This window comes from Streptomyces sp. BL1 (genome assembly GCF_057628045.1).
This window is the reverse complement of record NZ_JBXYWZ010000002.1, coordinates 2,539,709-2,564,277: the sequence shown is the minus strand read 5'-3', so window position 1 is coordinate 2,564,277 and position 24,569 is coordinate 2,539,709. Positions and strand designations below refer to the sequence as shown.

Genomic DNA, 24,569 nt, shown 5'->3' with positions numbered 1-24,569 from the left:
AGGCGACATGGCAGACGGTAGCGGGCGGTCCGGACAGCCCGGGGACGAGCAGCACAACCCCTGGGCGCCGCCCGGACCGGCCGGTTCGCACGGGGACCGGGACCAGCAGGAACGACAGAAGGAGAAGGAACAGCAGGACCGCAAGCACTCGGTGGCCAACGAGCAGACGGTGACGGACTTCTCGGTGGGTACGGGCCCGCCGCCGATACCGCAGGCCCCGCAGCAGCCACAGCAGCCGGCGGCACCGGCGAACCCGTACCAGGGAGGCCAGGGCGGCCCGCCGTACCAGGGCAGCTCTCCGTACCAGGGCGGCGGCGCGTACCAGGCGGGCGCTCCGTATCAGGGGAGCGCTCCGTATCAGGGCGGCGGACCGGCGTACGGATATCCGGCGGCGCAGGCGCCGTACGGAGCGCAGGCTCCCTACGGTTACGGCTGGCAGGCACCTCAGCTGCCCAACGGCCTCTCGGTCGCGGCGCTGGTCCTGGGGATCATCAGCATGGTGCTGGCGCTGTCCTGCTGGGGCAGCTTCCTCGGCATCTTCACCTCGGTGGTCGCGCTCTGCCTGGGCGTCTCGGCCCGCCGGAAGGTGGCCCGCGGTGAGCTGTCGGGGCACGGTCAGGCGACCGCCGGGATGATCATGGGGATCATCGGGACCGTGCTGTCCGCCCTGTTCATCACGCTGATCATCATCGCGCTCGCGGTCGGGTCGGACAGTGGCACGGACCCGTACGGCGTGGACGGTTCGTCGATCGACGCGATCGGTACCGTCGCGCACTCGCTGCCACACGAGTGAATCAATGGGCGCGTGCCGCCCATGAGTTCAGATTCCGTCGCGTAACCAAAAGGCAACGATGGAATCCCTTGTTGGATGTGTTATCTCCTGTCAGGATCGGCGCTCGATACCGGCTGACGCCACATCGCAGGCACAGGCAGGAGAGCACGATGGTCCAGCGCTTCGACGTGTCCGCCCGGTTCGCGGCGGGCGCCCAGTACATCGACGGGCGGCTCGCACCGGGCAGTTCGGGCCGCATGTACGCGGTGACCGATCCGGCGACGGGTGAACCGGTCCACGAGTACGAACTGGCGGGCACCGGCGACGTGGACGACGCCGTCGGTGCCGCCGCCGGGGCGCTGCCCGGCTGGGCGGGCGCCACCCCCGGCGAACGCTCCGACGCCATGCACCGCTGGGCGGCCGAACTGCACAAGCGCACGGACGAGTTCGTGTACGCCGAATCGCTGCAGTGCGGGAAGCCGCTCAAGCTGTCGGAGGAGTTCGACGTCCCGGGCTCGTTCGACAACGTGTCCTTCTTCGCGGGCGCCGCCCGCCAGCTGCCGGGGGTCGCGGCCGCCGAGTACAGCGGGGACCACACCTCGTACGTACGGCGTGAGCCCGTCGGCGTCGTCGGCTCCATCGCACCCTGGAACTACCCGCTGCAGATGGCCGCGTGGAAGGTCCTGCCGGCCGTCGCCGCGGGCAACACCATCGTGCTGAAGCCCTCCGAACTCACCCCGCTGACCTCGCTCATGTTCGCCGAGGCCGCACGGGAGGCCGGTATCCCCGACGGCGTGTTCAACGTGCTCACGGGAGCCGGCCGGGACGCCGGCGAGGCGCTGGTGAGCCACCCGGACGTCGCCATGACCTCCTTCACCGGCTCCACGGCGGTCGGCAAGCGGGTCGCCGAACTGGCCACCGCTTCCGTCAAGCGTCTCCATCTGGAACTCGGCGGCAAGGCCCCCTTCCTCGTCTTCGACGACGCCGACCTGGAGGCCGCCGTGCACGGCGCCGTCGCCGGGGCACTCATCAACAGCGGACAGGACTGCACGGCCGCCACCCGGGCGTACGTCCAACGCCCCCTGTACGACGCCTTCGTGAGCGGTGTCGCCGACCTGATGAACAGCGTGCGGGTCGGCGACCCGTTCGCAGACGGCACCGATCTGGGGCCGCTCATCTCGCACGCACAGCGCGACCGGGTGGCCGGTTTCGTCGACCGTGCGCGCGGCTACGCCACCGTCGTCACCGGCGGTGCCGCACCCGGCGGCGAACTCGCCAAGGGCGCCTACTACTTGCCGACCCTCGTCACGGACGCACCGCAGGACAGCGAGATCGTGCAACAGGAACTCTTCGGCCCCGTGCTCGTCGTGCTGCCCTTCGACAGCGACGACGAGGGCATCGCACTGGCCAACGACACTCCGTACGGCCTGGCGGCCTCCGCCTGGAGCCGCGACGTGTACCGCACCGGACGGGCCTCGCGCGAACTGCGCGCCGGATGCGTGTGGCTCAACGACCACATCCCGATCATCAGCGAGATGCCGCACGGCGGCCACAAGGCGTCCGGCTACGGCAAGGACATGTCCGCCTACTCCTTCGAGGAGTACACCCAGATCAAGCATGTGATGTCGGACGTCACGGCGGAGCCGCGAAAGGACTGGCACCGCACCGTCTTCGGCGACCGCTGACCCGCGGACGCCGCCCCGCGCCCGTACGGCGTGCACTACTGCTGTTCCGCCCCCCACTCCTTCCCGCCCTCTCCCGGAAGGCAGTACCCCGATGGATCTGTACGACGGCATGCCGGACCCCGTGCGCAAGGCGTGGGAACGGAGTCTCACCAGCGGCAGGGCTGCCGTGTCCCGGCGGCGGCTGCTCGGCGCCGGGTCGCTGGCCGCGGGCGGCGCCCTGCTGTCCGCCTGCGGCATCCCGCCCGCCAAGGGCAGCGGCGAAGGCGGCGCGCGCCGCGACCCGGACCACTCGCGCGAGGAGAAGGTCCTCAACTTCGCGAACTGGCCGCTCTACATCGACGTCGACGACAAGGACAAGAAGAAGCGCCCCACACTCGACCGCTTCCAGCGGGAGTCGGGCATCAAGGTCAAGTACGTCGAGGACATCAACGACAACAACGAGTTCTACGGCAAGATCAAACCGCAGCTCGCGGCGGGCCAGGACACCGGGCGCGACCTGATCTGCCTGACCGACTGGATGGCGGGACGCGTCATCCGGCAGGGCTGGGCGCAGCCGCTCGACCAGGGCAGACTCCCGCACGCTGTGACCAATCTGGAGGACCGGTTCCGCAGCGCGGCGCACGACCCCGGACGGCTGCACAGCTACCCGTGGGCCGGTGTCTCCGTGGTCGTCGCGTACAACAAGAAGGCCACCAAGGGGAAGAAGGTCACCAGCGTCACGCAGCTGCTGGAGGACAGCGCCCTGGAGGGCCGCATCTCCCTGCTGACCGAGATGCGGGACACCGTCGGCATGGTGCTGCTCGACATGGGCAAGAACAGCGAGACCTTCACGGACGACGACTTCGACGCAGCCATCGCGCGGGTCCAGAAGGCCGTCGACCGCAAGCAGTTGCGCCGCTTCAGCGGCAACGACTACATGGACGAGCTCAACTCCGGTGACCTGGCGGCCTGTCTGGGCTGGGCCGGGGACATCGTACAGCTGCAGCTCGACAACCCGGACGTGGAGTTCGTGGTGCCCGAGGCCGGCTACATCTTCGGCACGGACGACCTGCTCGTACCGGCCAAGGCACGGCACAGGGCGAACGCCGAGGCGCTGATCGACTACTACTACCGGCCCGACGTGGCCGCCGAACTCGCCGCATGGGTCAACTACATCTGTCCCGTCTCCGGGGCCAAGGCGGAGATGGAGAAGATCGACAAGGAGATCGCGGCCGACAAGCTGATCTTCCCGGACCGGCAGATGATCGAGCGCGGCAAGAACTTCCGGCAGGTGTCCGGCGCCCAGGAGACCCGGTACGAGAAGAAGTTCTCCACGCTCATCGGCGCGTGACGGGCCGCCTCCGTCCCCCGCACGCCGCACCACCTCCCCGTCCGCCCGTCACGAGGAACCGCCCATGACCATCACGCTGCGCGGGATACGCAAGGACTTCGGCGACTTCACCGCTGTGCATCCGCTCGATCTGACCATCCCCGAGGGCTCGTTCTTCGCCCTCCTCGGCGCCTCCGGGTGCGGCAAGACCACCACGCTCCGCATGATCGCGGGGCTGGAGGAACCCACCGACGGCAGCGTCCTCCTGAGCGACGACGACATCACGGCGCTGCCCCCGCACCGCCGCCCCGTCAACACCGTCTTCCAGAACTACGCTCTCTTCCCGCACCTCGACGTGCAGGACAACATCGCCTTCGGACTGCGCAGACGCGGCATCAAGTCCGTACGCAAACAGGTCGACGAGATGCTCGAACTCGTGCAGCTCGGCGGCATGGCGGGGCGCAGGCCCGCACAGCTCTCCGGCGGTCAGCAGCAGCGCGTGGCCCTCGCCCGCGCCCTCATCAACCGCCCCCAGGTGCTGCTCCTCGACGAACCCCTCGGCGCCCTCGACCTCAAACTGCGCCGCCAGATGCAGCTGGAGCTCAAGCGCATCCAGGACGAGGTCGGCATCACCTTCGTGCACGTCACCCACGACCAGGAAGAGGCCATGACCATGGCCGACCAGGTCGCCGTGATGAATGCGGGACGCGTCGAGCAACTCGGCGCCCCCGCCGAGCTGTACGAGAATCCGCAGTCCACGTTCGTCGCCAACTTCCTCGGCACCTCGAACCTCGTCGAGGCCCGCATCACCGACGTCACAGGTGACGAACTGCAGCTCAAGGCCGAGGGCGTCGACGGCACACTGCGGCTGCCCGCCGCACGCTGCGCACAGAAGGACGTGAGCACCGGCGACCGCGTACTGATCGGCGTACGCCCGGAGAAGATCTCCCTCCTGCACGCCGACGACACCGCGGGTGTGCCCGAAGGACGCAACACGCTGACCGGACGCATCAGGGACGCCAGCTATCTCGGAGTGTCCACGCAGTACGTCGTCGACACACCGCCCTGCCCCGAACTCCAGGTCTACGCACAGAACATGGAGAGCGACGGGCGGCTGGAACCCGGCGCCGAGGTCGTACTGCACTGGCGGCCGTCGCACACGTTCGCACTGGACGCCGCGCAGGACGCGGAGGCCGGCACCGCGGAAGCGGCCGAGGAGGCGCTCGCATGACGGCCGTCACCCCCGTCGGCAACCCGCCGGCGGGTACCCCGTCCGCACCGGAGACACCCGGACGTTCCCCGCGCCGCCGCCTCACCCCGTACTGGCTGCTGCTGCCGGCAGGACTGTGGCTCGCCGTCTTCTTCGCCGCGCCGCTCGTCTACCAGGCGTCGACCTCCGTGCAGAGCGGCTCCCTGGAAGAGGGCTTCCGTGTCACCTGGCACTTCGCCAACTACACGGACGCGCTGGCGACATACGGACCGCACTTCCTGAGGTCCTTCCTGTACGCCGCCATCGCCACGGGCCTGTGCCTGCTCATCGGCTACCCGCTCGCGTACACCATCGCGTTCCGGGCCGGCCGCTGGCGGAACATCCTGCTGGTGATGGTCATCGCACCGTTCTTCACCAGCTTCCTCATCCGCACGCTCGCCTGGAAGACGATCCTCGCCGACGAGGGACCCGTCGTCTCCGTGCTGTCCGGTCTCCATGTGCTGGACGTGACCAGCGTGCTCGGACTGACCGGTGACGAACGGCTGCTGGCCACACCGATGGCAGTGGTGTGCGGACTGACGTACAACTTCCTGCCGTTCATGATCCTGCCGCTCTACAGCTCACTGGAGCGCATCGACACCTCGCTGCACGAAGCGGCCCGCGACCTGTACGCCAGGCCGGCCACCACGTTCCGCAAGGTGACGTTCCCGCTGTCGCTGCCGGGCGTCGTCGCCGGCACCCTGCTGACCTTCATCCCGGCATCGGGCGACTACATCAACGCGCAGCTGCTCGGCTCGCCCAACGAGCAGATGATCGGCAACGCCATCCAGAAACAGTTCCTCAACGTGCTCGACTACCCGACAGCCGCAGCCATGTCCTTCCTCCTGATGGCACTCATCCTGATCGTCGTCAGCGTCTACATGCGCAAGGCCGGAACGGAGGAACTGGTCTGATGGGCATCCTGGGAACCCCGCCGGTGCGCTGGCTGCGCCGCAACGCCGTCGTCCTCGCCGCCGCCGCTTCACTGGTCTACCTGCTGCTGCCGAACGTCGTCGTGATGGCCTTCTCGTTCAACAAGCCGGCGGGACGGTTCAATTACGAGTGGCGCGCCTTCTCCACCGACGCCTGGACCGACCCCTGCGGCGTCGCCGACATGTGCGGATCACTGGGCCTCAGCCTGCAGATCGCGTTCCTGTCGACACTGGTCGCCACCGCCTTCGGGACGTTCGCGGCCTTCGCGCTCGCCCGCTACCGGTTCCGCGGCAAGAGCAGCACCAACGCGCTGATCTTCCTGCCGATGGCGATGCCCGAGGTGGTGATGGGCGCCTCGCTCGGCACCCTGTTCCTCAACATGCGGGTCGACTTCGGCTTCGTCACCATCCTCATCGCCCACATCATGTTCTGCCTGAGCTTCGTCGTCGTCGCCGTCAAGGCCCGCGTGATGAGCATGGACCCCCGCCTGGAGGAGGCGGCCCGGGACCTGTACGCGGGCCCCGTGCAGACCTTCCTGCGCGTCACGCTGCCGCTCGCGGCGCCCGGCATCGCGGCCGGCGCGATGCTGAGCTTCGCGCTGTCCTTCGACGACTTCATCATCACCCAGTTCAACGCCGGCCCGTCCACCGTCACCTTCCCGATGTTCGTCTGGGGCGCCGCGCAGCGCGGCGTACCGGTCCAGGTGAACGTGATCGGCACGGCGATGTTCGTGATCGCCGTCGCGATCGTGCTGAGCGCCCGGCTGGCCGCCAACCGACGCAGCAAGAGGAGCCGCTGATACCGATGTCCACCCCCGCCCCCGCACAGCCCGCCGACGTCCTGCGCTCGCTGGCCGACGCCCGGCCCACCCCGTACTGGCTCGACGACCCCGGCCGGCCCGGGCCGCACTCCGCGCTCACCGGCGACGAACAGTGCGACCTGCTCGTCGTGGGCGGCGGCTACAGCGGACTGTGGACCGCGCTGCTCGCGAAGGAACGCGACCCGGACCGCGACGTGGTGCTGATCGAGGGGCGGGAGGTCGGCGGCGCCGCCTCCGGCCGCAACGGCGGCTTCTGCTCCGCCTCCCTGACCCACGGCTTCGCCAACGGACTGTCCCGCTGGCCCGACGAGATCCGCACCCTGGAAGAACTCGGCCGGCGCAACCTCGACGCCATCGAGGAGGCCGTCGGACGGTACGGCATCGACTGCGACTTCCGGCGCACCGGTGAACTGGCCGTCGCCACCGAGCCGTACCAGGCCGAGGAGCTGCGCCAGGAGGCGGGCGAGGCCGAACGGCTCGGTCTGGGCGACGGGTTGACGTTCCTCGACCGGGATGCCGTACGCGCCGAAGTCGACTCACCGACATTCCTCGCCGGACTGTGGAACCGGGACGGGGTGGCGATGCTCAATCCGGCGCGGCTCGCCTGGGGCCTCGCGCGGGCGTGCGCCGAAGCCGGCGTACGGCTCTACGAGCGCACCCCCGCGCGCGAACTCGCCCAGGACGGCGCGCGCATGGCGGTACGCACCCCGTACGGCAGGGTCCACGCCCGGCACATCGCCCTCGGCACCAATGCCTTCCCCTCACTCGTGCGCCGGGTCCGGCCGTACGTCGTGCCGGTCTACGACTACGCGCTGATGACAGAACCGCTCGACGACGCACAACTCGCCGCCGTGGGCTGGAAGAAGCGGCAGGGGCTGGCCGACAGCGCCAACCACTTCCACTACTTCCGCATCACCGAGGACAACCGCATCCTCTGGGGCGGATACGACGTGCTGTACCACTTCGGCAGCAGGCTCACCGCCGACTACAACCAGCGGCCCGAGACCTTCCGCAAGCTGGCCGGCCACTTTTTCCATACATTTCCGCAGCTGAGCGGGCTGCGCTTCACCCACACCTGGGGCGGGGCCATCGACACCTGCTCCCGCTTCTCCCCGTTCTTCGGCACCGCGCACGGCGGACGCGTCAGCTACGCCGCGGGCTACACGGGGCTCGGCGTGGGCGCGACCCGCTTCGGCGCCGAGGTGATGCTCGACCTGCTGGCCGGCGAACGTACGGAGCGGACCGGGCTGGAGATGGTGCGCAAGAAGCCGCTGCCGTTCCCGCCGGAGCCGGTGCGCTGGGCCGGCATCGGCATCACCCAGTGGGCACTGGCACGCGCCGACGCCCGCGGCGGACAGCGCAACCTGTGGCTGCGGGCCATGGACAAGGCCGGTATGGGCTTCGACAGTTAGGCCCCCGACGCGGCCTCCCGACGGCGGGCCCGGATCCGGTCGCGAGAAAGTCGGCAAAGCGGTGTAAGGATTCCGTACGGCAGCTCTCTCCCCTCGTGAAAGGCACGAGTGCGTGGAGAGGCGACACCATGAACGGCACAGCGGGGGCCAAGAGCGCGATCGAATGGCTGGCATCTGTGGCGCCGGACCCGGAGGCCTGCCGATGGGAGTGGGAACGCAACCCGCTGGGGGTGACACTGCTGCCCGCCGGGCAGCTGTGGGACGTACTGATCGTAAGCGGCGAACTCGGCTACCCCACCCTGGACGTGCTCACCCACTGCCTCGACCGGCCCGGCCCCGTGCTCGCCGACTTCGGGGAGTCCCGCATGGGGTTCTTCGTGCCGGCGGGTACGGCGACGCGCTGGCTGGGGACGGGCATCCGGTGCGCGGGGCGCGGCACTTGGATCGTGGTGCCCTATCCCGGGCGGGTGACCGGGGGAGTCCGCTGGCTCGTCCCGCCCGACGGCTCGGGCAACCTCACGGACCCCACCGTCCTCGAACTGGCGATGCACGAAGCCGCCGCCCGGATCGCGGGGGAGGAGCGCTAGGGCGGATCAGACCACGGCCGGCTCGTCCGGCGCGGACGGGCCCGACCGTCGAAGTGCACGACGGACGGCTGCTGTTGCCGTCGCCAGCAGCAGCCAGCCGAGGCACCAGCTCGCCAGTACGTCCGCCGGCCAGTGGTAGCCCCGCCACACCAGGCCGGCCCCGTTGAGCACCGTGAGGACCGCGGCAACGGCCGGCAGCAGCCACCGCCGTCGGCGTACCAGGGGTGCCAGCAGCAGTGCCGCGCCGCCGAAGGCCACGGCGGCAGTGGCCGCGTGTCCCGACGGGTAGTAGCCCGTGCCCCCGAGCGGCCCGGGCCGGTCGAGCCAGGCCTTCAGCAGGGAGACGCACAACGGCACGGCGGCCATCGCCAACACGTAGGCCACCACCGGGACCCAGCCCGCCGGAACGCGCCGCCCCGTCCGGGAGCGCCACCAGGAGTACGCGGCGGCCGCGGCCAGTACGGGCAGAGCGATCACCATATTGCCGAGATCGGCGAGCAGTTCGGCACCGGAAGGTGCGGAATGCCGCAGCATGTCGCCGAGTTGTTCGTCAACCCTCAGGAGTGGTCCGCGTGCGGCCGTCTGCCATGTCAGCACGGCGAGCAGCACCAGAGCGCCCACGCAGCCGAAAAACGGACCGCTGCCGGACCCGCGGTCGCGCGCATGCCGCCACGGCGGGCCGGGCCGGACGGAAACCGGCCGCCCCGGAACAGGGGGGAGAGTTCCGGAGCGGCCGCTGCGACCGGGGTTCCGCGAGGCCCGGGGGGTGTGGGACAAGCGGCCTTCCGATCGGTGAGGAGCGTGCGCGAGGGCACGACCGGGCCGGTCTTGGGGAGAGACTGGCTCGGACCGGGAATCCGGGGCGTTGCCCCAGTTGTCCCGGCGTCTGCAGAAACCGTACGGCAGCCGCCTGGAACCCGGCAGGCCGATTACGGTCCGGACATCGGCCCCGCACACATTCTTCACGCGCCGCAGTGTGCCTCACCGCACGCGCCGCACGGTGCCTCAGAGTGCGGCGAGCGCGCTCTCCAGCACGTCGAGGCCCTCGTTGAGCAGCTCTTCGCCGATCACCAGCGGCGGCAGGAAACGCATCACGTTCCCGTACGTGCCGGTGGTCAGCACCAGCAGCCCGTTCTGGTGGCAGGCCTTGGCGACGGCGGCGGTGGCCTCCGGGTTCGGCGTCTTGCCGCCCGGCTGCACGAGCTCGATGGCCAGCATGGCGCCGCGCCCGCGGACCTCGCCGATCATGTCGTACTGGCCTGCCAGCTTCTCCAGCCGCGGCTTCATGACCTCTTCGATGCGCTTCGCCCGGGCGGGCAGGTCCTGTTCGCGCATCGTCTCGATCGCGCCGAGCGCGGCGGCGCAGGCGACCGGGTTGCCGCCGTAGGTGCCGCCGAGGCCGCCGGAGTGCGCCGAGTCCATGATCTCCGCGCGGCCGGTGACGGCCGCCAGCGGCATGCCGCCCGCGATGCCCTTCGCGGTGGTGATGAGGTCCGGGACGATGCCCTCGTCCTCACAGGCGAACCACTGGCCCGTACGGCAGAAGCCGGACTGGATCTCGTCCGCGACGAAGACGATGCCGTTCTCCTTCGCGAACTCGGCGATCCGCGGCAGGAAGCCCTTCGCCGGCTCGATGAACCCGCCCTCGCCGAGCACCGGTTCGATGACGATGGCGGCCACGTTCTCGGCGCCGACCTGCTTGTTGATCTGGTCGATGGCCTGCGCCGAGGCCTCCTCGGCGCAGTTCTCCGGACCGGTCAGCCAGCGGTACGGGTAGGCCACCGGCACCCGGTAGACCTCCGGCGCGAAGGGCCCGAAGCCCTGCTTGTACGGCATGTTCTTCGACGTCAGCGCCATCGTCAGGTTCGTGCGGCCGTGGTAGCCGTGGTCGAAGACGATGACCGCCTGGCGCTTGGTGTGCACGCGGGCGATCTTCACGGCGTTCTCGACGGCCTCCGCGCCGGAGTTGAACAGCGCGCTCTTCTTCGCGTGGTCGCCCGGCGTGAGCTTCGCCAGCTCCTCGCACACCTCTACGTACGGCTCGTAGGGCGTCACCATCACACAGGTGTGGGTGAATTCCGACAGCTGCTGGGTCGCGCGGCGGACGACGGCCTCCGCGCTGTTGCCGACCGAGGTCACGGCGATGCCGGAGCCGAAGTCGATGAAGGAGTTGCCGTCCACGTCCTCCAGGACGCCGCCGCCCGCGCGCCGGGCGAACACCGGCAGGACGGAGCCCACGCCGGACGCGACCGTGGCCTCCTTGCGGGCCATCAGCTCCTGCGACTTCGGCCCGGGAACGGCGGTGACGACGCGACGCTCCTGGGGAAGGGCAGGGCCGCCGGACAGTTCCGTCGTCGTGGTCATTGCGCTCTCCTCAGGATGAAGGGGGTGTGGGCGTTCCCCGCAGGCTAGGTCCCGGGGTACGGGTGAACCATGCACCACTGAGGAGAAGTACCCGTGTCGTGTTGGCCGTCACGGACATTGGCACAGTGGACGCAGGACAGCGGGGAAGCGGCGGCCGGCACCCGAGAGTGACCCAACTGTCCTGACCGGCGGCTAGATTGGGCGCGGCACGGTATGCGGCGCCCGGCACAGTGCGGTGCGGGCGGGTGCGGTTCGGTTCAGCGCGAGGGAGCAGAGGCGGCACATGGAGCAGGGGTCTCCTCACCGGAGGCAGCGGGACGCGGAGGCACTCCAGAAGGAGGAGACCCTCCGCGAAGAGCTGCGGGACCACGAGGCGCAGCCGGGCCACGAGGCGCGACAGGCCCCGCGGCCGCCGTCGCAGCGCGACGTCCCGCCGGCGGTCCCGCAGGCCGCCGTGCCGCCGCCGCTGCCCGGGCAGCCGCCCGCCGTGCCGTCCGTTCCGCCGCCGCCCGCGGGGCCCCCGGCCGCCGGTCCCGCGCTCGCCGAGTGGCTGCGGATCCCGCGTCCCGAAGCGAAGCCGGGTATCTGGCGCTGCGGCCACGAGCCCCCGGAGGCGGAGGACCCGGACCGGGTGCCGGCCCGCCAGCTGATCAGCGGTGCCCTCGTCACGTTCCTCATCGCCTGGCTCATCTGGTCGCTGCTGTGGAACAACTACCTGGGCGGGTACTGGCTGTGGCCGCTGGAGGCGCTCACACCCGACTCCGTCCCGTCCGGTGTCCGGGTGTTCACCGGGAACCTCTACTACGCCCTCGTCCTCATCGGGCTCGGCGTCTTCTTCGGCAAGCTCGGGCACTGGCCGGAGGTCGCCCGCCGCGCGGTGGGCCGCATCCGGCGCCGCGGCCGGAAGTCCGGCACGGCCCCGCCCCGCCGTACGCCGCAGCCGCCGCCGGAGTCCGATCCGGCCGAGTGGCCCGAACTCCGCGCGGGCGGCGCCCCGGAGGCGGCCGACCGGCTCGCCGCCGAGCTGCGCGACGGCCGGATGAGCGATGTCGACCACTCCAGGATCGGCCGCGCCTGGCAGTCCGTACGGGCGCTTCCGCAGCGGCTGTCCGGCTTCACCGACACCGTGCTCGCACACGGCGCCGCCGCGTACCCGCACGGCTCGGGGGCGCGCGACCTTCCGCAGCGCGCCGCCCGGCACGACCTGACGCTGCGCCAGGTCCGCGTCGGCACCGCCGACGCTTCCGACCGCAATCCGCACGAGTACCGCGGCGCCGGACTCGCGCTGGAGCCCGCCCTGCTCGGCACGTCGGCGCTCGCGGTCGGCCCGCCCGGCTCGGGGAAGTCCTCCCGCCTGGTGCGCCCCGTGGTCGAGTCGCTGTGCCTCCAGGCGCTCGCGGGCCAGGCGGCCGTCGTCGCCGTCACCTCCGCCGGAGCACGTCTGGCGCCCGACGAGTCCTTCGACGTGGTGGTCCGCCCCGGCAGCCCCGACTCGGTGTACGACCTCGATCTGTACGGCGGCACGGCGGACCCGGACGAGGCCGCCGGCATGCTCGCCGAGGCACTCGTCGGCGATCTCGCCGACAGCCTCTCCGGCGGCGACAGCCGGCGGGCCGCCACGGCGCTGGCCCAACTCATCGGCCCCTTCCGCGCGGTGCACGGCCGTTTCCCCGGCGTTCCCGAGCTGCGCGAGCTGCTGGACGGCGGCCCCGCCGCGCTCACAGGGCTGCGGGCCGCGCTGGAGGAGGCACGGCTCGGCGCGCAGCTGCGCGAACTGGACGCGTACGAACGCCAGTCGGGCCGCCCCGGTGACACCGGCGCGCTGCTCGCCGACCGCATCGCCCTGCTGGACCGCCCCGCCTTCGCCGGCTTCTTCCTCCCGGAGGGCGAGGACGGAGCAGGGGGCGCGCGAAGCACGGGCAGCGGGCGCCGTCCGTTCTCCCTGCGCGCTCTCGAACACCCCATCCGGGTGCGGATCGACCTGCCCGAGCGCGCGCACGCCGAGGCCGCCCGCATCCTGGCGCGGCTCGCCCTCGCGCAGTTCACCGAGTGCGCGACGGGCCGGGACAACGAGTCCGTCTTCGCCTTCCTGGTCCTCGACGACGCCGCGCAGACCGTCACGCCCCAGTCCCTCCGCAGCCTCCAGCGCCTCAAGGCGGGGCACTCCGGCGCGCTGCTCACCCTGCGCGCGCTGGACGACGTGCCGGCCGAGCTGCGCGGTCCGCTGCTGGGCGCCGTCGGCTGCCGGATGGTGTGCGCCGGCATCACGCCGTGGGACGCGGAGCGCTTCGCGGAGGTGTGGGGCACGGAGTGGGTCGAGACGCGTACGGTCACGAACCGCCAGCTGGTCTCGGACGAGCCGTTCACCCGGCTCATGCACGCCGTGCGGCGCCTCGCCACCGGCCGGCACATCACCGCGGAGTCGGTGACGGTGCGCCGTGAGCAGCGCCAGCGCTGGTCGGCCTCCGAGCTGGCGAACGAGCTGCGGGCCGAGCACGCCGTGCTGTCGCTGACCACAGTGCGCGGTGAGCGGACGCCGCCGATCCTCACCCGGCTGGGAGATTGATGGCGTGATGAAGGTTCTCATGGCGGGACAACGGAAATGACCGAAATGGCTTCGGCGCCTGTACGGTGAGGACCGTTATGCCACCGACTCTTGCCACGCTCGTACAGCACTCCGCACTCCGGCTCTCCGTGCTCGCGGGGCAGGACCGGCTGGACGCCCCTGTGCGCTGGGCGCACGCCAGTGAACTGGCCGACCCCACCCCGTATCTGGAGGGCGGCGAGCTGCTGTTGATCACGGCGCTGCAGCTCGACGCCGAGGACACCGAGACGATGCGCGGCTACGTGCGGCAGCTTGTCGGCAAGGGGGTCGTGGGCCTCGGTTTCGCCGCCGGGGTGCACTTCGAGAAGGTGCCCGACGCGCTCGTCGAGGCCTGCCGTCTGGAGGACCTGCCGCTCCTGGAGGTGCCGCGGCGCACCCCTTTCATCGCCATCAGCAAGGCCGTCTCGGCGGACATCGCCGCCGAGCAGTACCGCGCGGTGACCGCCGGCTTCGACGCGCAGCGCGAGATGACCCGTGCCGCGCTCACACACGAGGGCCCCTCGGCGCTGCTCACCAAACTGGCCTCGCAGGTGGACGGTTGGGCCGCGCTGTACGACGCGTCGGGCGCCGTCGTCGCCACGGCGCCCACCTGGGCGGTGCGCCGCGCCAACCGTTTCGTCGCGGACGCGGAGCGGCTGCGCGACCGTCCGGCGCCCGCCAGCGCCGTGGTCAGCGAGACCGATTCCGGTGACGACCGGGTCGAGCTGCAGTCCGTCGGCAGCGGACGCCGCGCGAAGGCCGTACTGGCCGTCGGTACGGGCGCTCCGCTGGGCACAGCCGAGCGGTACGCCGTGCACTCCGCCATCGCCCTGCTGACCCTCACCACGGAACGTTCCCGCGCCCTCCAGGAGGCCGAACAGCGCCTGGGCGCCGCGGTGATGCGGATGCTGCTGACCGGTGAGGCGGATCACGCACGCGCCGTCGCGGGCCAGCTGTACGGCGGACTGCTGGACGCCCCGATGCGCGTGATCGTGGCCGAGCCCGCCGCGGGATCGGCGCACAGAGCCGCGTCCCGTAACGCCTCCTACGCGCGCGTGGGCGGCGAGGCGGCGACCGGCGCGCCGACGCTCATCACCACACCGGAGGGGCTCGGCATGCCCGTGCCCGCGCCGGACGACGTACCCCCGGCGCCGCTCACCGGGGCGCTCGACCAGCTCGCCGACGCCGTGGAGACGGCGGCCGCGCGGAGCGGCGAGGCAGTGCTCGTCGTCCCCGACGGCACCCGGCTCGTCGTGCTCGCGGCCGACGGGGGCGCGGCGGTCACCGCGTGCGCCCGGTACGCGGCGGCCTGCGCCGAAGCGGAGTCCGCCGACAGCCACGGGGGCAGTGGACACGGTGGGAACGGAGGCCACGGCAACGGCGGGAACGGCAACGGGGGAGCGGAGGAGACCGCCGTCATCGGGGTCTCGGCCCCGGCCGGACTGCCGGCCGTCGCCGTCGCGTTCAAACAGGCCGACCAGGCACTGTCGGTCGCCCGGAGACGCGGCGTACCGCTCGTCGAGCACGAGGACGTCGCCGCGGGCTCCATCCTGCCGCTGCTCTCGGACGACGCGGTCCGCGCCTTCGCCGACGGCCTGCTGCGCGCGCTGCGCGAGCACGACGCGAACGGCCGCGGCGACCTCGTCGCCTCGCTCCGTGCCTGGCTGTCCCGGCACGGCCAGTGGGACGCCGCCGCCGCGGACCTCGGCGTGCACCGGCACACCCTGCGGTACCGGATGCGCCGCGTCGAGGAGATCCTCGGCCGGTCGCTCGACGACCCCGATGTACGGATGGAGCTCTGGCTCGCCCTCAAGGCCACGAGCTGACGGTCGCTCTCAGGGCCACGAGCTGACGCCCGCGTCGCAAGGTCACGAGCCGAGCAGAGCAGAGCCACGAGCTGATCCCCGGGCTTCCCGGCGCCTGGCCCGCACCCCCCCCGCAAGCTGACACTCCGGCGTAGGCACGGCGCCGACCCTGCCTCGCCGGACAAGAAGCCACCGCGCCCGGAGCCCCTACGGTGGGCTGAGGCGGGGACGGTACGTACCGAGAAGGCCGTACTCCCGCCGCTCACATGAACTCCCCCATTCCGGAAGGGCGATCCGCAGTGACGACAGCGACTTCCCCGCACGCGTTCTGGCTCGCCGGCCGCCCGGTCACCGGCGATGACACGCTCGATGTCACCTCGCCCTGGGACGGCCGCCACGTCGGCTCGGTCAGCCTGCCCACCGACGCGCAGACCGAGGAGGCGGTGGCCGCCGCGGCCGCCGTCGCCGACGAGTTCGCGGCCACCCCGGCGCACGTGCGTGCCGCCGCGCTGGACCATGTGCTGACGCAGCTGAACGAGCGCGCCGAGGAGATAGCCCAGCTGATCTCCGCCGAGAACGGCAAGCCCATGAAGTGGGCGCGCGGCGAGGTCGCCCGGTGCGTCTCGGTGTTCCGCTGGGCCTCCGAGGAGGCCCGCCGCTTCAACGGCGGCGAGGCGCAGCGCCTGGACTCGGACGCGGGGGGCACGGGCCGGCTCGCGTACACCCGCCGCTTCCCGTACGGGCCGGTGCTGGGCATCGCGCCGTTCAACTTCCCGCTCAACCTGTGCGCGCACAAGGTCGCCCCGGCCCTCGCCGCCGGTGTGCCGATCATCCTCAAGCCCGCCCCGGCGACGCCCCTTTCGGGCCTGATCCTCGGCGAGCTGCTGGCCGGCGCCGGTCTGCCGGAGGGCTCCTGGTCGGTGCTGCCGGTGCCGAACGACAAGATGCCGGAGCTGGTGCAGGACGAGCGGCTGCCGGTGATCTCGTTCACCGGTTCCGAGCCGGTCGGCTACGCGATCCTCGACTCGGCCCCCCGCAAGCGCGTCACCCTGGAGCTCGGCGGCAACGGCGCGGCCATCGTGCTCGGCGACTACTCCTCCGAGGCCGACCTCGACTGGGCCGCGCAGCGCATCGCCACCTTCTCCAACTACCAGGCGGGCCAGTCCTGCATCTCCGTGCAGCGCGTCATCGCGGACGACGCGGTGTACGACCGGCTGCTGCCCAAGGTGGTCACCGCCGTCGAGGCGCTGCAGACCGGCGACCCCTCCGACCCGGCCACCGACGTCGGCCCGCTCGTGCACGAAGAGGCCGCCAAGCGTGTCGAGTCCTGGGTGGAGGAGGCCGTCTCGCGCGGTGCGAAGCTGCTCACCGGCGGCAAGCGGGAGGGCGCGACCGTCGCCCCGACAGTGCTGGAGAACGTGCCGGCCGACACGCAGCTCGGCTGCGAGGAGGTCTTCGGTCCGGTGATGTCCTTCACCCGCGTCTCGGGCGAGGAGGAGGCGTTCGCCGCGGCGAACGACTCCAAGTACGGCCTGCAGGCCGGTCTGTTCACGCACGACCTCCGGACGGCCTTCCGGGCGCACCGTGAGCTGGAGGTGGGCGGCGTGGTCGTCGGCGACGTGCCCTCGTACCGCGCGGACCAGATGCCGTACGGCGGCGTGAAGCAGTCCGGTGTGGGGCGCGAGGGTGTGCGCTTCGCCATGGAGGACTACACGTACGAGCGGGTGCTCGTGCTGACGGGTCTGGAGCTCTGACAGACCTGGAGGTCTGACAGGGCTGGAGGTCTGACAGGACCGCGACGCTGACGGACCCGTCTCCGCCGAGTGCCCGCAAGGGCCTCCGCGGGGGCGGGTCCGTTCGCATGGGCGACGGCTGTCCGGGCGGCCGTCCGGAACGCTGTCCGGCGCATCGGGCGGAACACCGCCTGGCAATCGACAATCGTTTTCATGTAGCCTTGCGGTGTTCCCGACCGGAGGTCTCCCATGGCTGTCCCCAAGCGCAAGATGTCGCGCAGCAACACCCGCCACCGCCGCTCCAATTGGAAGGCGAACGCGCCTGTGCTGGTGCCGGTCACCGTCGAGGGCCGCGAGATCAAGGTGCCCCGCCGGCTGGTCCGCGCGTACGAGCGCGGACTGCTGCGCCCGGAGGGCTGACCCCGCATCCCTCCGCCCCTTGTCCACGGCCCGGCCGGAACCGTCTCCCCGGCCGGGCCGTTCTCTTGACCCGCTGTACCTACTGGTATGTACAGTGCGGGCGTGAAACAGGGCGGCACAGCCGAGAAGTTGATACAGGCGACCCGTGAACTCCTGTGGGAGCGCGGCTATGTGGGCACCAGCCCGAAGGCCATCCAGCAGCGTGCCGGAGCCGGCCAGGGCAGCATGTACCACCACTTCAGTGGCAAGCCCGACCTCGCCCGCGCGGCGGTACGGCGCAGCGCGGAGGACATGCGGACGACCGCGGAGGCCGACCTGGGCGGCGACGGCACTCCGTACGAACGTGTCCGCGGCTATCTGCTGCGGGAACGTTCCGTGCTGCTCGGCTGTCGCATCGGCGGCCTCGCGCAGGACCCCGACGTCGTCGCCGACCCGGGTCTCCGCGAGCCGCTGGAGGAGACCTTCGGCTGGCTGCGCGGCCGGCTGACCGCCGTACTCGAAGAGGGCCGCGAGAGCGGCGAGTTCGACGCACAGCTCGACCCGGCCGGTACGGCGGCAGCCGTCGTCGCGGTCGTCCAGGGCGGCTACGTCCTGGCCCGCTCAGCCGCCGACCCGACCGCCTTCCGCCAGGCGACAGAAGGCCTGCTCACCCTCCTCGCCGCGCGCACTGTCCGGCACGACGTCGGTCACCCGTCCGAAGGGGTCGCACAGTGACCGTCGCCGTTCGTACGGTGCTCGGTGATCTGCCCGCGCGTGAGCTCGGTGTGTGCGATGCGCACGATCATCTGTTTCTGCGCAGTCCGCGGCTCCCCGGGGAGGAGCTGACCGGACTGGGCGCCGCCGAGGAGGAGTTGCGCGCGTATGCGGCGCTCGGCGGGCAGGCCGTCGTGCAGTGGACGCCGTACGGGATGGGGCGCTGCTCGGGTGCGCTCGTCGAGCTGGCGCGGCGTACCGGTGTCCATCTGGTCGCGGCCACAGGGCTGCACCAGGCCGGGCACTATGCCCGTACGGAGGACCTGCCGGAAGGTGACGCGCTCGCCGCCCTGTTCACCGAAGAGCTCACCGCCGGCATCAAGGGCTCCGTCTGCGGGGAGGCGCCCCGTGCCGGACTGGTCAAAGTGGCCGGCGCCTTCCACGGCCTGGACCGGCACGCCAGATGGACGATGAGAGCGGCGGCCGAGGCCCACCACGCCACGGGCGTCCCCGTCGCCGTCCATCTGGAACAGGGCACCGCGGCCCTGGACGTACTCGGCCTGCTCTGCGGACAGTTGGACGTGCCGGCGAGCAGCGTGCTGCTCGGGCACCTCGGCCGCAGCCCGGACGTGCGCATGCAGCGAGAGGCGGCCGACTGGGGCGCCTGGCTCGCGTTCGACGGACCCTCGCGCGACCATCACGCCACCGACGTGCGGCTCTTCGACAGTCTTGCCGCGCTCCTGGAGGCCGGGCACGGCGCACAGCTATTACTCGGAGGGGACACGACCACCGCCTCCGCGCGCGGTGCCGCCGGCATGCTCCACCTGCTCCGTACGCTCCGCCCGCGCCTGGCACGGGAGTTCGGCGAGGAGACCGCGGAGCAGATCCTGATACGCAACCCCGCACGCGCCTTCTCGGCGGAATGGAGAGCATGACCGTGTTCACCTTCGCGCATCTCAGCGATCTGCATCTGGGGCAGGACAGGGGCGACGGCGGCGCGCGCGCCCGCGAGCGCGCCGAACGCGTACTGCGCTACCTCGACGAACTGCCCGGCGACCTGGACGCCGTCATCGTCACCGGCGACATCGCCGACCACGGCACCGGCAAGGAGTACGAGACGGCCGCCGCGCTGCTGGCCGCCTCCCGGCACGCCCCGTTCCACTGCCCCGGCAACCACGACGTACGCGGCCCCTACCGCGCCGCGCTGCTCGGCGGCGACCCGGACGACACCTCGCCCGTCAACCAGGTGCACCGGCTGCCCGGCGCCACGTTCCTGATGTGCGACTCCAGCATCCCCGGCAGGGGCGACGGGTACCTCGACGACGCCACTCTCGCCTGGCTGGACGCGGCGCTCGCCGAAGCACCGCACGACAGGCCCGCGTTCGTGTGCTTCCACCATCCGCCCGTGGACCTGCACGCCCAGTACGTCGATCCCATCCGCCAGTTCGGCGAGGACCGTCTCGCCGCGGTCGTCGGCCGCCATCCGCATGTCGCCGCACTGCTCTGCGGACACAGTCACACCCCGGCGGCCACCACGTTCGCAGGCCGGCCGCTGCTGGTGGCGCCCGGAGTCGTCTCCACGCTGCGGATGCCCTGTGAGGGCACGGCGGACGGGCCGCTCGACTACGCGCTGCCCCCGATGCTCGCCTTCCACGTCCACGACGACGAGGGCCGCATGACGACCCATCACCGCGTGGTGCCGTAGCAACCCGGGATGCCCCGACAGGGGTGCGGGGAACCGCGCACACCACACGCGGGCCGCAGCCGCCCGACCCCTGCAGGGCCCCCACAGCGGTATACGCGGAACATCCGGCGGAGCCCCTCGCGCGCGGGGCCTGGTACACACTGCCTGAATCGGGTAGATACGAGCGAGTAGCACCGACCGGTAGTTCACGCCCGATTCCGACGCAGTACCGCGGCGAGGTGAGTGAGATGACCGTCTCCGAGCGCGAAGCCCGAGAAGTGGCGGAGGCCGCACGCGAACAGGACTGGCGCAAGCCCAGCTTCGCCAAGGAACTGTTCCTCGGCCGATTCCGGCTCGACCTGATCCATCCGCACCCCGAGCCCGACGCCGAGGACGTGCGCCGGGGGGAGGAATTCCTCGCCCGGGTCCGCGAGTTCTGCGAGACGAAGATCGACAGTGCGCTGATCGAGCGCGAGGCGCGCATCCCCGACGAGGTGATCAAGGGCCTCAAGGAACTGGGCGCACTCGGCATGAAGGTCGGCACCGAGTACGGCGGGCTCGGCCTGACCCAGCTGTACTACAACAAGGCGCTGGCCATGATCTCCTCGGTCAGCCCCGCCGTCGGCGCGCTGCTCTCCGCGCACCAGTCCATCGGCGTACCGCAGCCGCTGAAGCTGTTCGGCACCGACGAGCAGAAGCAGAAGTTCCTGCCGCGCTGCGCCCGTACCGACATCACCGCCTTCCTGCTCACCGAGCCGGACGTGGGCTCCGACCCGGCGCGGCTGGCCACGACCGCCGTCCGCGACGGCGACGACTACGTGCTCGACGGCGTGAAGCTGTGGACGACCAACGGGGTCGTCGCCGACCTCCTCGTCGTCATGGCACGCGTCCCGAAGCCCGACAGCCCGGGGGCCGACGGCGGCAAGGGCGGCATCTCCGCGTTCGTCGTCGAGGCCGACGCCGAGGGCGTCAGCGTCGAGAACCGCAACGCCTTCATGGGGCTGCGCGGACTGGAGAACGGCGTCACCCGCTTCCACCAGGTGCGCGTCCCCGCCGCCAACCGGATCGGCCCGGAGGGTGCGGGTCTGAAGATCGCGCTGACCACCCTCAACACCGGCCGGCTGTCCCTCCCCGCCACCTGCGTCGGCGCGGGCAAGTGGTGTCTGAAGATCGCCCGCGAGTGGGGCGCCGAACGCGTCCAGTGGGGCCGGCCCGTCGCCAAGCACGAGGCCGTCGGCGGCAAGATGTCCTTCATCGCGGCGACCACGTTCGCCATGGAGGCCGTCGTGGACCTGGCCTCCCAGATGGCCGACGAGGACCGCAACGACATCCGCATCGAGGCCGCCCTCGCGAAGCTGTACGCCAGCGAGATGGCGTGGCTTATGGCCGACGAGCTCGTGCAGATCCGCGGCGGCCGCGGCTTCGAGACCGCCGCGTCCCTCGCGGCGCGCGGCGAACGGGGCGTCCCCGCCGAGCAGGTGCTGCGCGATCTGCGCATCAACCGGATCTTCGAGGGCTCCACGGAGATCATGCATCTGCTCATCGCCCGCGAGGCCGTCGACGCGCATCTGTCCGTCGCCGGCGACCTGATCGACCCGGACAAGACGCTCGCCGACAAGCGCAAGGCGGCGGTGGCGGCGGGCAACTTCTACGCCCGCTGGCTGCCCAAACTGGTCACCGGCGCGGGCCAGGTCCCGGGCAGCTTCAGCGAGTTCGCCGAACTCGCCCAGCACCTGCGGTACGTCGAACGCACCTCCCGCAAGCTGGCCCGCTCCACCTTCTACGCCATGTCGCGCTGGCAGGGGAAGATGGAGACCAAGCAGGGCTTCCTGGGCCGCATCGTCGACATCGGCGCGGAACTGTTCGCCATGAGTGCCGCGTGCGTCCGCGCGGAGAAGCTGCGCCGCTCGGGGGAGGACGGCCAGGCCGCGTACCAGCTGGCGCACGTCTTCTGTGCACAGTCCCGCATCCGGATCGACGAACTCTTCGACCGGCTGTGGACCAACACCGACGACCTCGACGGCAAGGTGGTCCGCAGCATCCTGAAGGGCGAGTACACCTGGCTGGAGGACGGCGTGCTCGACCCCTCCACCGAGGGACCCTGGATCGCCGAGGCCGAGCCGGGCCCCTCCAAGAAGGAGAACGTCCACCGCCCCATCCGCTGACGCACGGCCCCGCCGGGATCACAGTGGTTCCCGGCGGGGCCAATGCGCCGAACCGGTACGGCAGTTGAGGGCCGAGCACCCAGCGCCGTACATCCGGTACGAGATTCAATGAAGGGGCGCCCGGCCCGTTGCCGGACGCCCCTTTTGCCGCGAACATACCCTTCACGGATGCCGGTGCGCCGGGCCCGGCGCTCCCGCCGACCCCGGCAGCCGGCGCGGCGGATGGGGATTCCCATGTCGATACCGTTACGACGGCTGGCGCTGGACAAGCAGGTGAAGGCGGCGGGCGGCCAGGCGCTGCCCGACGACGCGAACAACGAGTTGCACTTCTCGGCGCTGCTGGACGAATGCGAACGGCTCCTCGCGGAGATCACGTTCACCGGCAGGACGGACGGCCAGATCGCGGACGTGACCGTGGGCGACGACACGGCGACGGTCACGTTCGACCCGAGCCACGTCGAAGGGACCGCCTACACCGAGGACGTGCCGTTCAGGACGGCCTGCCTGCTGCACGAGATCATGCACGTCAGCGCGGAGCGGCACTACCGCAGGCCGCCGCAGCCCGAGGTGCGCCGTACCTGGCGGACCGTCAACTTCCATTACGGAACCGGGGCGACGAGCACGTTCGCCGTGCAGTGCGACACCATCACCGCCAACATCGGCCGGATACGGGCGCGCATGGCCGCCGACAACTCCTTGAACGCCAACCTGCGCACCCACATCACCTCCCGCCTCGACTACGGCGAGGTGAGCCCGAATGTGCACTACGACACGGTGCTGCTGGACCTGCTCGTCTACCTGCGCATGAAGGGGCACGGGCAGGCCAACATCCTCTTCGCGTACCTGACGAAGCTCTCGCAGGAGGCCATGGACCGCCGCACCGACCCGAAGGGCGGGCCCGTCCCGGCGGCTACGGCCACCTGACACCGCCCCGTCCCCTGACGAGGCGTCACAGCAGGGTGGCGAAGCACCAGAAGCCGTTCTCCGGGTCGCGGGCGCCGTACTCGCGCTGGCCGTAGGGCATGTCCTGCGGTTCGTACCAGATGTGCGCGCCCGCGGCCCGTGCCTTTTCGTAGTGGGCGTCGACGTCCTCGACGTACGTCAGCACTCCCGCGTGCACGGCGGTCAGGTCCCGCGGGGTGGTCAGGCCCATCTCCGGGCGTGCGCTGCTGAGCATGAGGAGCTTGTCCTCCCTGCGCAGCTGGATGTTGCCGACGGTCCCGTCGGGCGCCGTGTGCGTGGCGTCCTCGGTGAACCCGAACGCCTCGACGAGGAAGTCACGGATGCGCGCCGGGTCCGCGTACAGCAGGTACGGGATCACGCTGGGGGTGGGGATCGCTGCCGTCATGGGAGGACTCCTGCCGTTGTGGTGTCGTCCCCGGTGACGCTACGGACGGGGCACGGCGGCGTATTGGACGTTCGTCATCCGGGGCCGCCGGGTTCCCCCTCGCGCAGCAGCAGGTGCGCACCCGGCGAACAGCCGGCCAGCAGGCGGAAGTCACGGTTGAAGTGCGCCTGGTCGTAGTAGCCGGCGCGCAGCGCGATCTCGGCGGGCGGGAGGTCGCCGGCCTCCACCCACCGTGCCGCCCGTTCGAAGCGCCGGATCCGGGCGAGCGCCTTCGGCGGCATCCCGAACGCCCTCCGGAAGCTTGTGCTCAAGTGCTGACGGCTGCACTCCAGTTCAGCGGCGAGCTCCTGTACGCCTGTCCGTCCGCCGCTCGCGTGGATCTGCTGCCATGCCCACGTGAGGCCCGGAGCGGGCTGCCGAGCGACCGAGGTGCGGGCGAGTACGGCCTCCTCCACGAGGGCGAACCTGGCTTCCCAGGAGGGCAGTTCGGCAAGCCGGCCGGGCGACAGTTCTGCCCGGTGTACCGGTACGTCGTCCAGGTCCACGATCCGCCCGGTGAGTTCGTCCAGCGGCAGGCCGAAGAACAGATGTGCGCCCAGGGGCGTGAAGTCCACCTGGAGGCCGCTCACCCGGGCAGGCCACCGTGTGTCCGTACAGGTCTCCTGCAGTCCGGCGACGAGGGCGGCGCCCTGTGTGCCGCCCAGCCGGAAGGCGCCCTCGAAGGTGAGCAGGAGCGGCACCGACGTACCCGGCAGCTCCCGTCGCCACAGCGGCCGCCCCGGCGACAGCGAGTACCCCTGGAGGCTCACCACCAGCCCGCGCAGTCGCGCACAGGGCGCACGGGAGGCGAACTCCCCGTCCGTCCACGAGTACTGCGGCCTGTCGCCGCCTTCGCCCATGAGCGCCTCCCGTTCACGGGGCCCTCGCGCACGAGGGTTCCGCCCTTGCCCTCATGAGACACCCTCGCCTTCATGAGAGAACGGTGAGAGCTGCACCGGGTGGCACG

General features: G+C 71.2%; 21 protein-coding genes. 17 read left to right on the top strand and 4 right to left on the bottom strand.

The window, feature by feature from the left end; translation table 11 throughout:
• Positions 1-7 precede the first annotated feature (7 nt).
• From AC3AGO_RS11215 to AC3AGO_RS11180, 8 genes are all read left to right on the top strand, one after another.
• Positions 8-793 carry a DUF4190 domain-containing protein gene (locus AC3AGO_RS11215; RefSeq protein WP_487820016.1) on the top strand — a complete coding sequence of 262 codons (786 nt, stop codon included), beginning with the start codon at positions 8-10 and terminating at the stop codon, positions 791-793.
• A gap of 149 nt (positions 794-942) precedes the next feature.
• Complete coding sequence (locus AC3AGO_RS11210; protein ID WP_487820015.1) at positions 943-2,457, top strand: gamma-aminobutyraldehyde dehydrogenase; 1,515 nt, start codon at positions 943-945, stop codon at positions 2,455-2,457.
• A gap of 91 nt (positions 2,458-2,548) precedes the next feature.
• Positions 2,549-3,787, top strand: coding sequence for a polyamine ABC transporter substrate-binding protein (locus tag AC3AGO_RS11205; protein WP_487820014.1), 1,239 nt, complete (start codon positions 2,549-2,551; stop codon positions 3,785-3,787).
• Positions 3,788-3,851: 64 nt separating this feature from the next.
• Entirely contained in the window at positions 3,852-4,997 is a 1,146-nt protein-coding gene (locus AC3AGO_RS11200; RefSeq protein ID WP_487820013.1) for an ABC transporter ATP-binding protein, read from the top strand.
• Positions 4,994-5,929 carry an ABC transporter permease gene (locus AC3AGO_RS11195; RefSeq protein ID WP_487820012.1) on the top strand — a complete coding sequence of 312 codons (936 nt, stop codon included), beginning with the start codon at positions 4,994-4,996 and terminating at the stop codon, positions 5,927-5,929. Before AC3AGO_RS11200 ends, AC3AGO_RS11195 begins: the two co-directional genes overlap by 4 nt.
• Positions 5,929-6,747, top strand: a complete 819-nt coding sequence (locus AC3AGO_RS11190; protein WP_487820011.1) for an ABC transporter permease — start codon at positions 5,929-5,931, stop codon at positions 6,745-6,747. The genes AC3AGO_RS11195 and AC3AGO_RS11190 overlap by 1 nt, the downstream gene beginning before the upstream one ends.
• Positions 6,748-6,752: 5 nt before the next feature.
• Positions 6,753-8,180, top strand: coding sequence for an NAD(P)/FAD-dependent oxidoreductase (locus tag AC3AGO_RS11185; protein WP_487820010.1), 1,428 nt, complete (start codon positions 6,753-6,755; stop codon positions 8,178-8,180).
• A 128-nt stretch (positions 8,181-8,308) separates the two neighbouring features.
• A complete protein-coding gene (locus tag AC3AGO_RS11180) occupies positions 8,309-8,767 on the top strand; it encodes a hypothetical protein (protein WP_487820009.1) in 459 nt (152 codons plus the stop codon).
• A gap of 6 nt (positions 8,768-8,773) precedes the next feature.
• On the opposite strand, the gene AC3AGO_RS11175 is transcribed toward AC3AGO_RS11180, so the two are convergent.
• Both AC3AGO_RS11175 and gabT read right to left on the bottom strand, forming a co-directional pair.
• The gene (locus AC3AGO_RS11175; protein ID WP_487820008.1) at positions 8,774-9,388 is read right to left on the bottom strand and encodes a phosphatase PAP2 family protein; all 615 of its coding nucleotides are present in this window, start codon (positions 9,386-9,388) and stop codon (positions 8,774-8,776) included.
• A gap of 384 nt (positions 9,389-9,772) precedes the next feature.
• Complete coding sequence (gene gabT / locus AC3AGO_RS11170) at positions 9,773-11,131, bottom strand: 4-aminobutyrate--2-oxoglutarate transaminase (RefSeq protein WP_487820007.1); 1,359 nt, start codon at positions 11,129-11,131, stop codon at positions 9,773-9,775.
• A 283-nt stretch (positions 11,132-11,414) separates the two neighbouring features.
• Here gabT and AC3AGO_RS11165 point away from each other — a divergent pair, with 283 nt between their 5' ends.
• The 9 genes from AC3AGO_RS11165 (at position 11,415) to AC3AGO_RS11125 (ending at position 23,139) form a co-directional block, all read left to right on the top strand.
• Entirely contained in the window at positions 11,415-13,697 is a 2,283-nt protein-coding gene (locus AC3AGO_RS11165; RefSeq protein ID WP_487820006.1) for a type IV secretory system conjugative DNA transfer family protein, read from the top strand.
• 77 nt (positions 13,698-13,774) lie between these two features.
• On the top strand, positions 13,775-15,541 hold the full coding sequence (locus AC3AGO_RS11160) for a PucR family transcriptional regulator (RefSeq protein ID WP_487820005.1): 1,767 nt from the start codon (positions 13,775-13,777) through the stop codon (positions 15,539-15,541).
• A 278-nt stretch (positions 15,542-15,819) separates the two neighbouring features.
• Positions 15,820-17,274 carry an aldehyde dehydrogenase family protein gene (locus tag AC3AGO_RS11155; protein ID WP_487820004.1) on the top strand — a complete coding sequence of 485 codons (1,455 nt, stop codon included), beginning with the start codon at positions 15,820-15,822 and terminating at the stop codon, positions 17,272-17,274.
• Positions 17,275-17,502: 228 nt separating this feature from the next.
• Positions 17,503-17,673 (top strand): 50S ribosomal protein L32, encoded by a 171-nt coding sequence (gene rpmF / locus AC3AGO_RS11150; RefSeq protein ID WP_487820003.1) that lies wholly within the window; start codon positions 17,503-17,505, stop codon positions 17,671-17,673.
• A gap of 87 nt (positions 17,674-17,760) precedes the next feature.
• Positions 17,761-18,387 (top strand): TetR/AcrR family transcriptional regulator, encoded by a 627-nt coding sequence (locus AC3AGO_RS11145; protein ID WP_487820002.1) that lies wholly within the window; start codon positions 17,761-17,763, stop codon positions 18,385-18,387.
• Positions 18,384-19,301, top strand: a complete 918-nt coding sequence (locus AC3AGO_RS11140; protein ID WP_487820001.1) for a phosphotriesterase family protein — start codon at positions 18,384-18,386, stop codon at positions 19,299-19,301. The genes AC3AGO_RS11145 and AC3AGO_RS11140 overlap by 4 nt, the downstream gene beginning before the upstream one ends.
• Before the next feature lie 2 nt (positions 19,302-19,303).
• Positions 19,304-20,071: a metallophosphoesterase gene (locus AC3AGO_RS11135; protein ID WP_487824614.1), complete on the top strand. Its 768-nt coding sequence runs from the start codon at positions 19,304-19,306 to the stop codon at positions 20,069-20,071.
• Between the two features lie 227 nt (positions 20,072-20,298).
• The gene (locus AC3AGO_RS11130) at positions 20,299-22,215 is read left to right on the top strand and encodes an acyl-CoA dehydrogenase family protein (RefSeq protein ID WP_487820000.1); all 1,917 of its coding nucleotides are present in this window, start codon (positions 20,299-20,301) and stop codon (positions 22,213-22,215) included.
• 234 nt (positions 22,216-22,449) lie between these two features.
• Positions 22,450-23,139: a hypothetical protein gene (locus tag AC3AGO_RS11125; protein ID WP_487819999.1), complete on the top strand. Its 690-nt coding sequence runs from the start codon at positions 22,450-22,452 to the stop codon at positions 23,137-23,139.
• A gap of 25 nt (positions 23,140-23,164) precedes the next feature.
• Here AC3AGO_RS11125 and AC3AGO_RS11120 read toward each other — a convergent pair whose 3' ends face one another.
• Both AC3AGO_RS11120 and AC3AGO_RS11115 read right to left on the bottom strand, forming a co-directional pair.
• On the bottom strand, positions 23,165-23,563 hold the full coding sequence (locus AC3AGO_RS11120; protein WP_487819998.1) for a VOC family protein: 399 nt from the start codon (positions 23,561-23,563) through the stop codon (positions 23,165-23,167).
• A gap of 74 nt (positions 23,564-23,637) precedes the next feature.
• Positions 23,638-24,462: a helix-turn-helix domain-containing protein gene (locus tag AC3AGO_RS11115; protein WP_487819997.1), complete on the bottom strand. Its 825-nt coding sequence runs from the start codon at positions 24,460-24,462 to the stop codon at positions 23,638-23,640.
• Between the last annotated feature and the right edge of the window lie 107 nt (positions 24,463-24,569).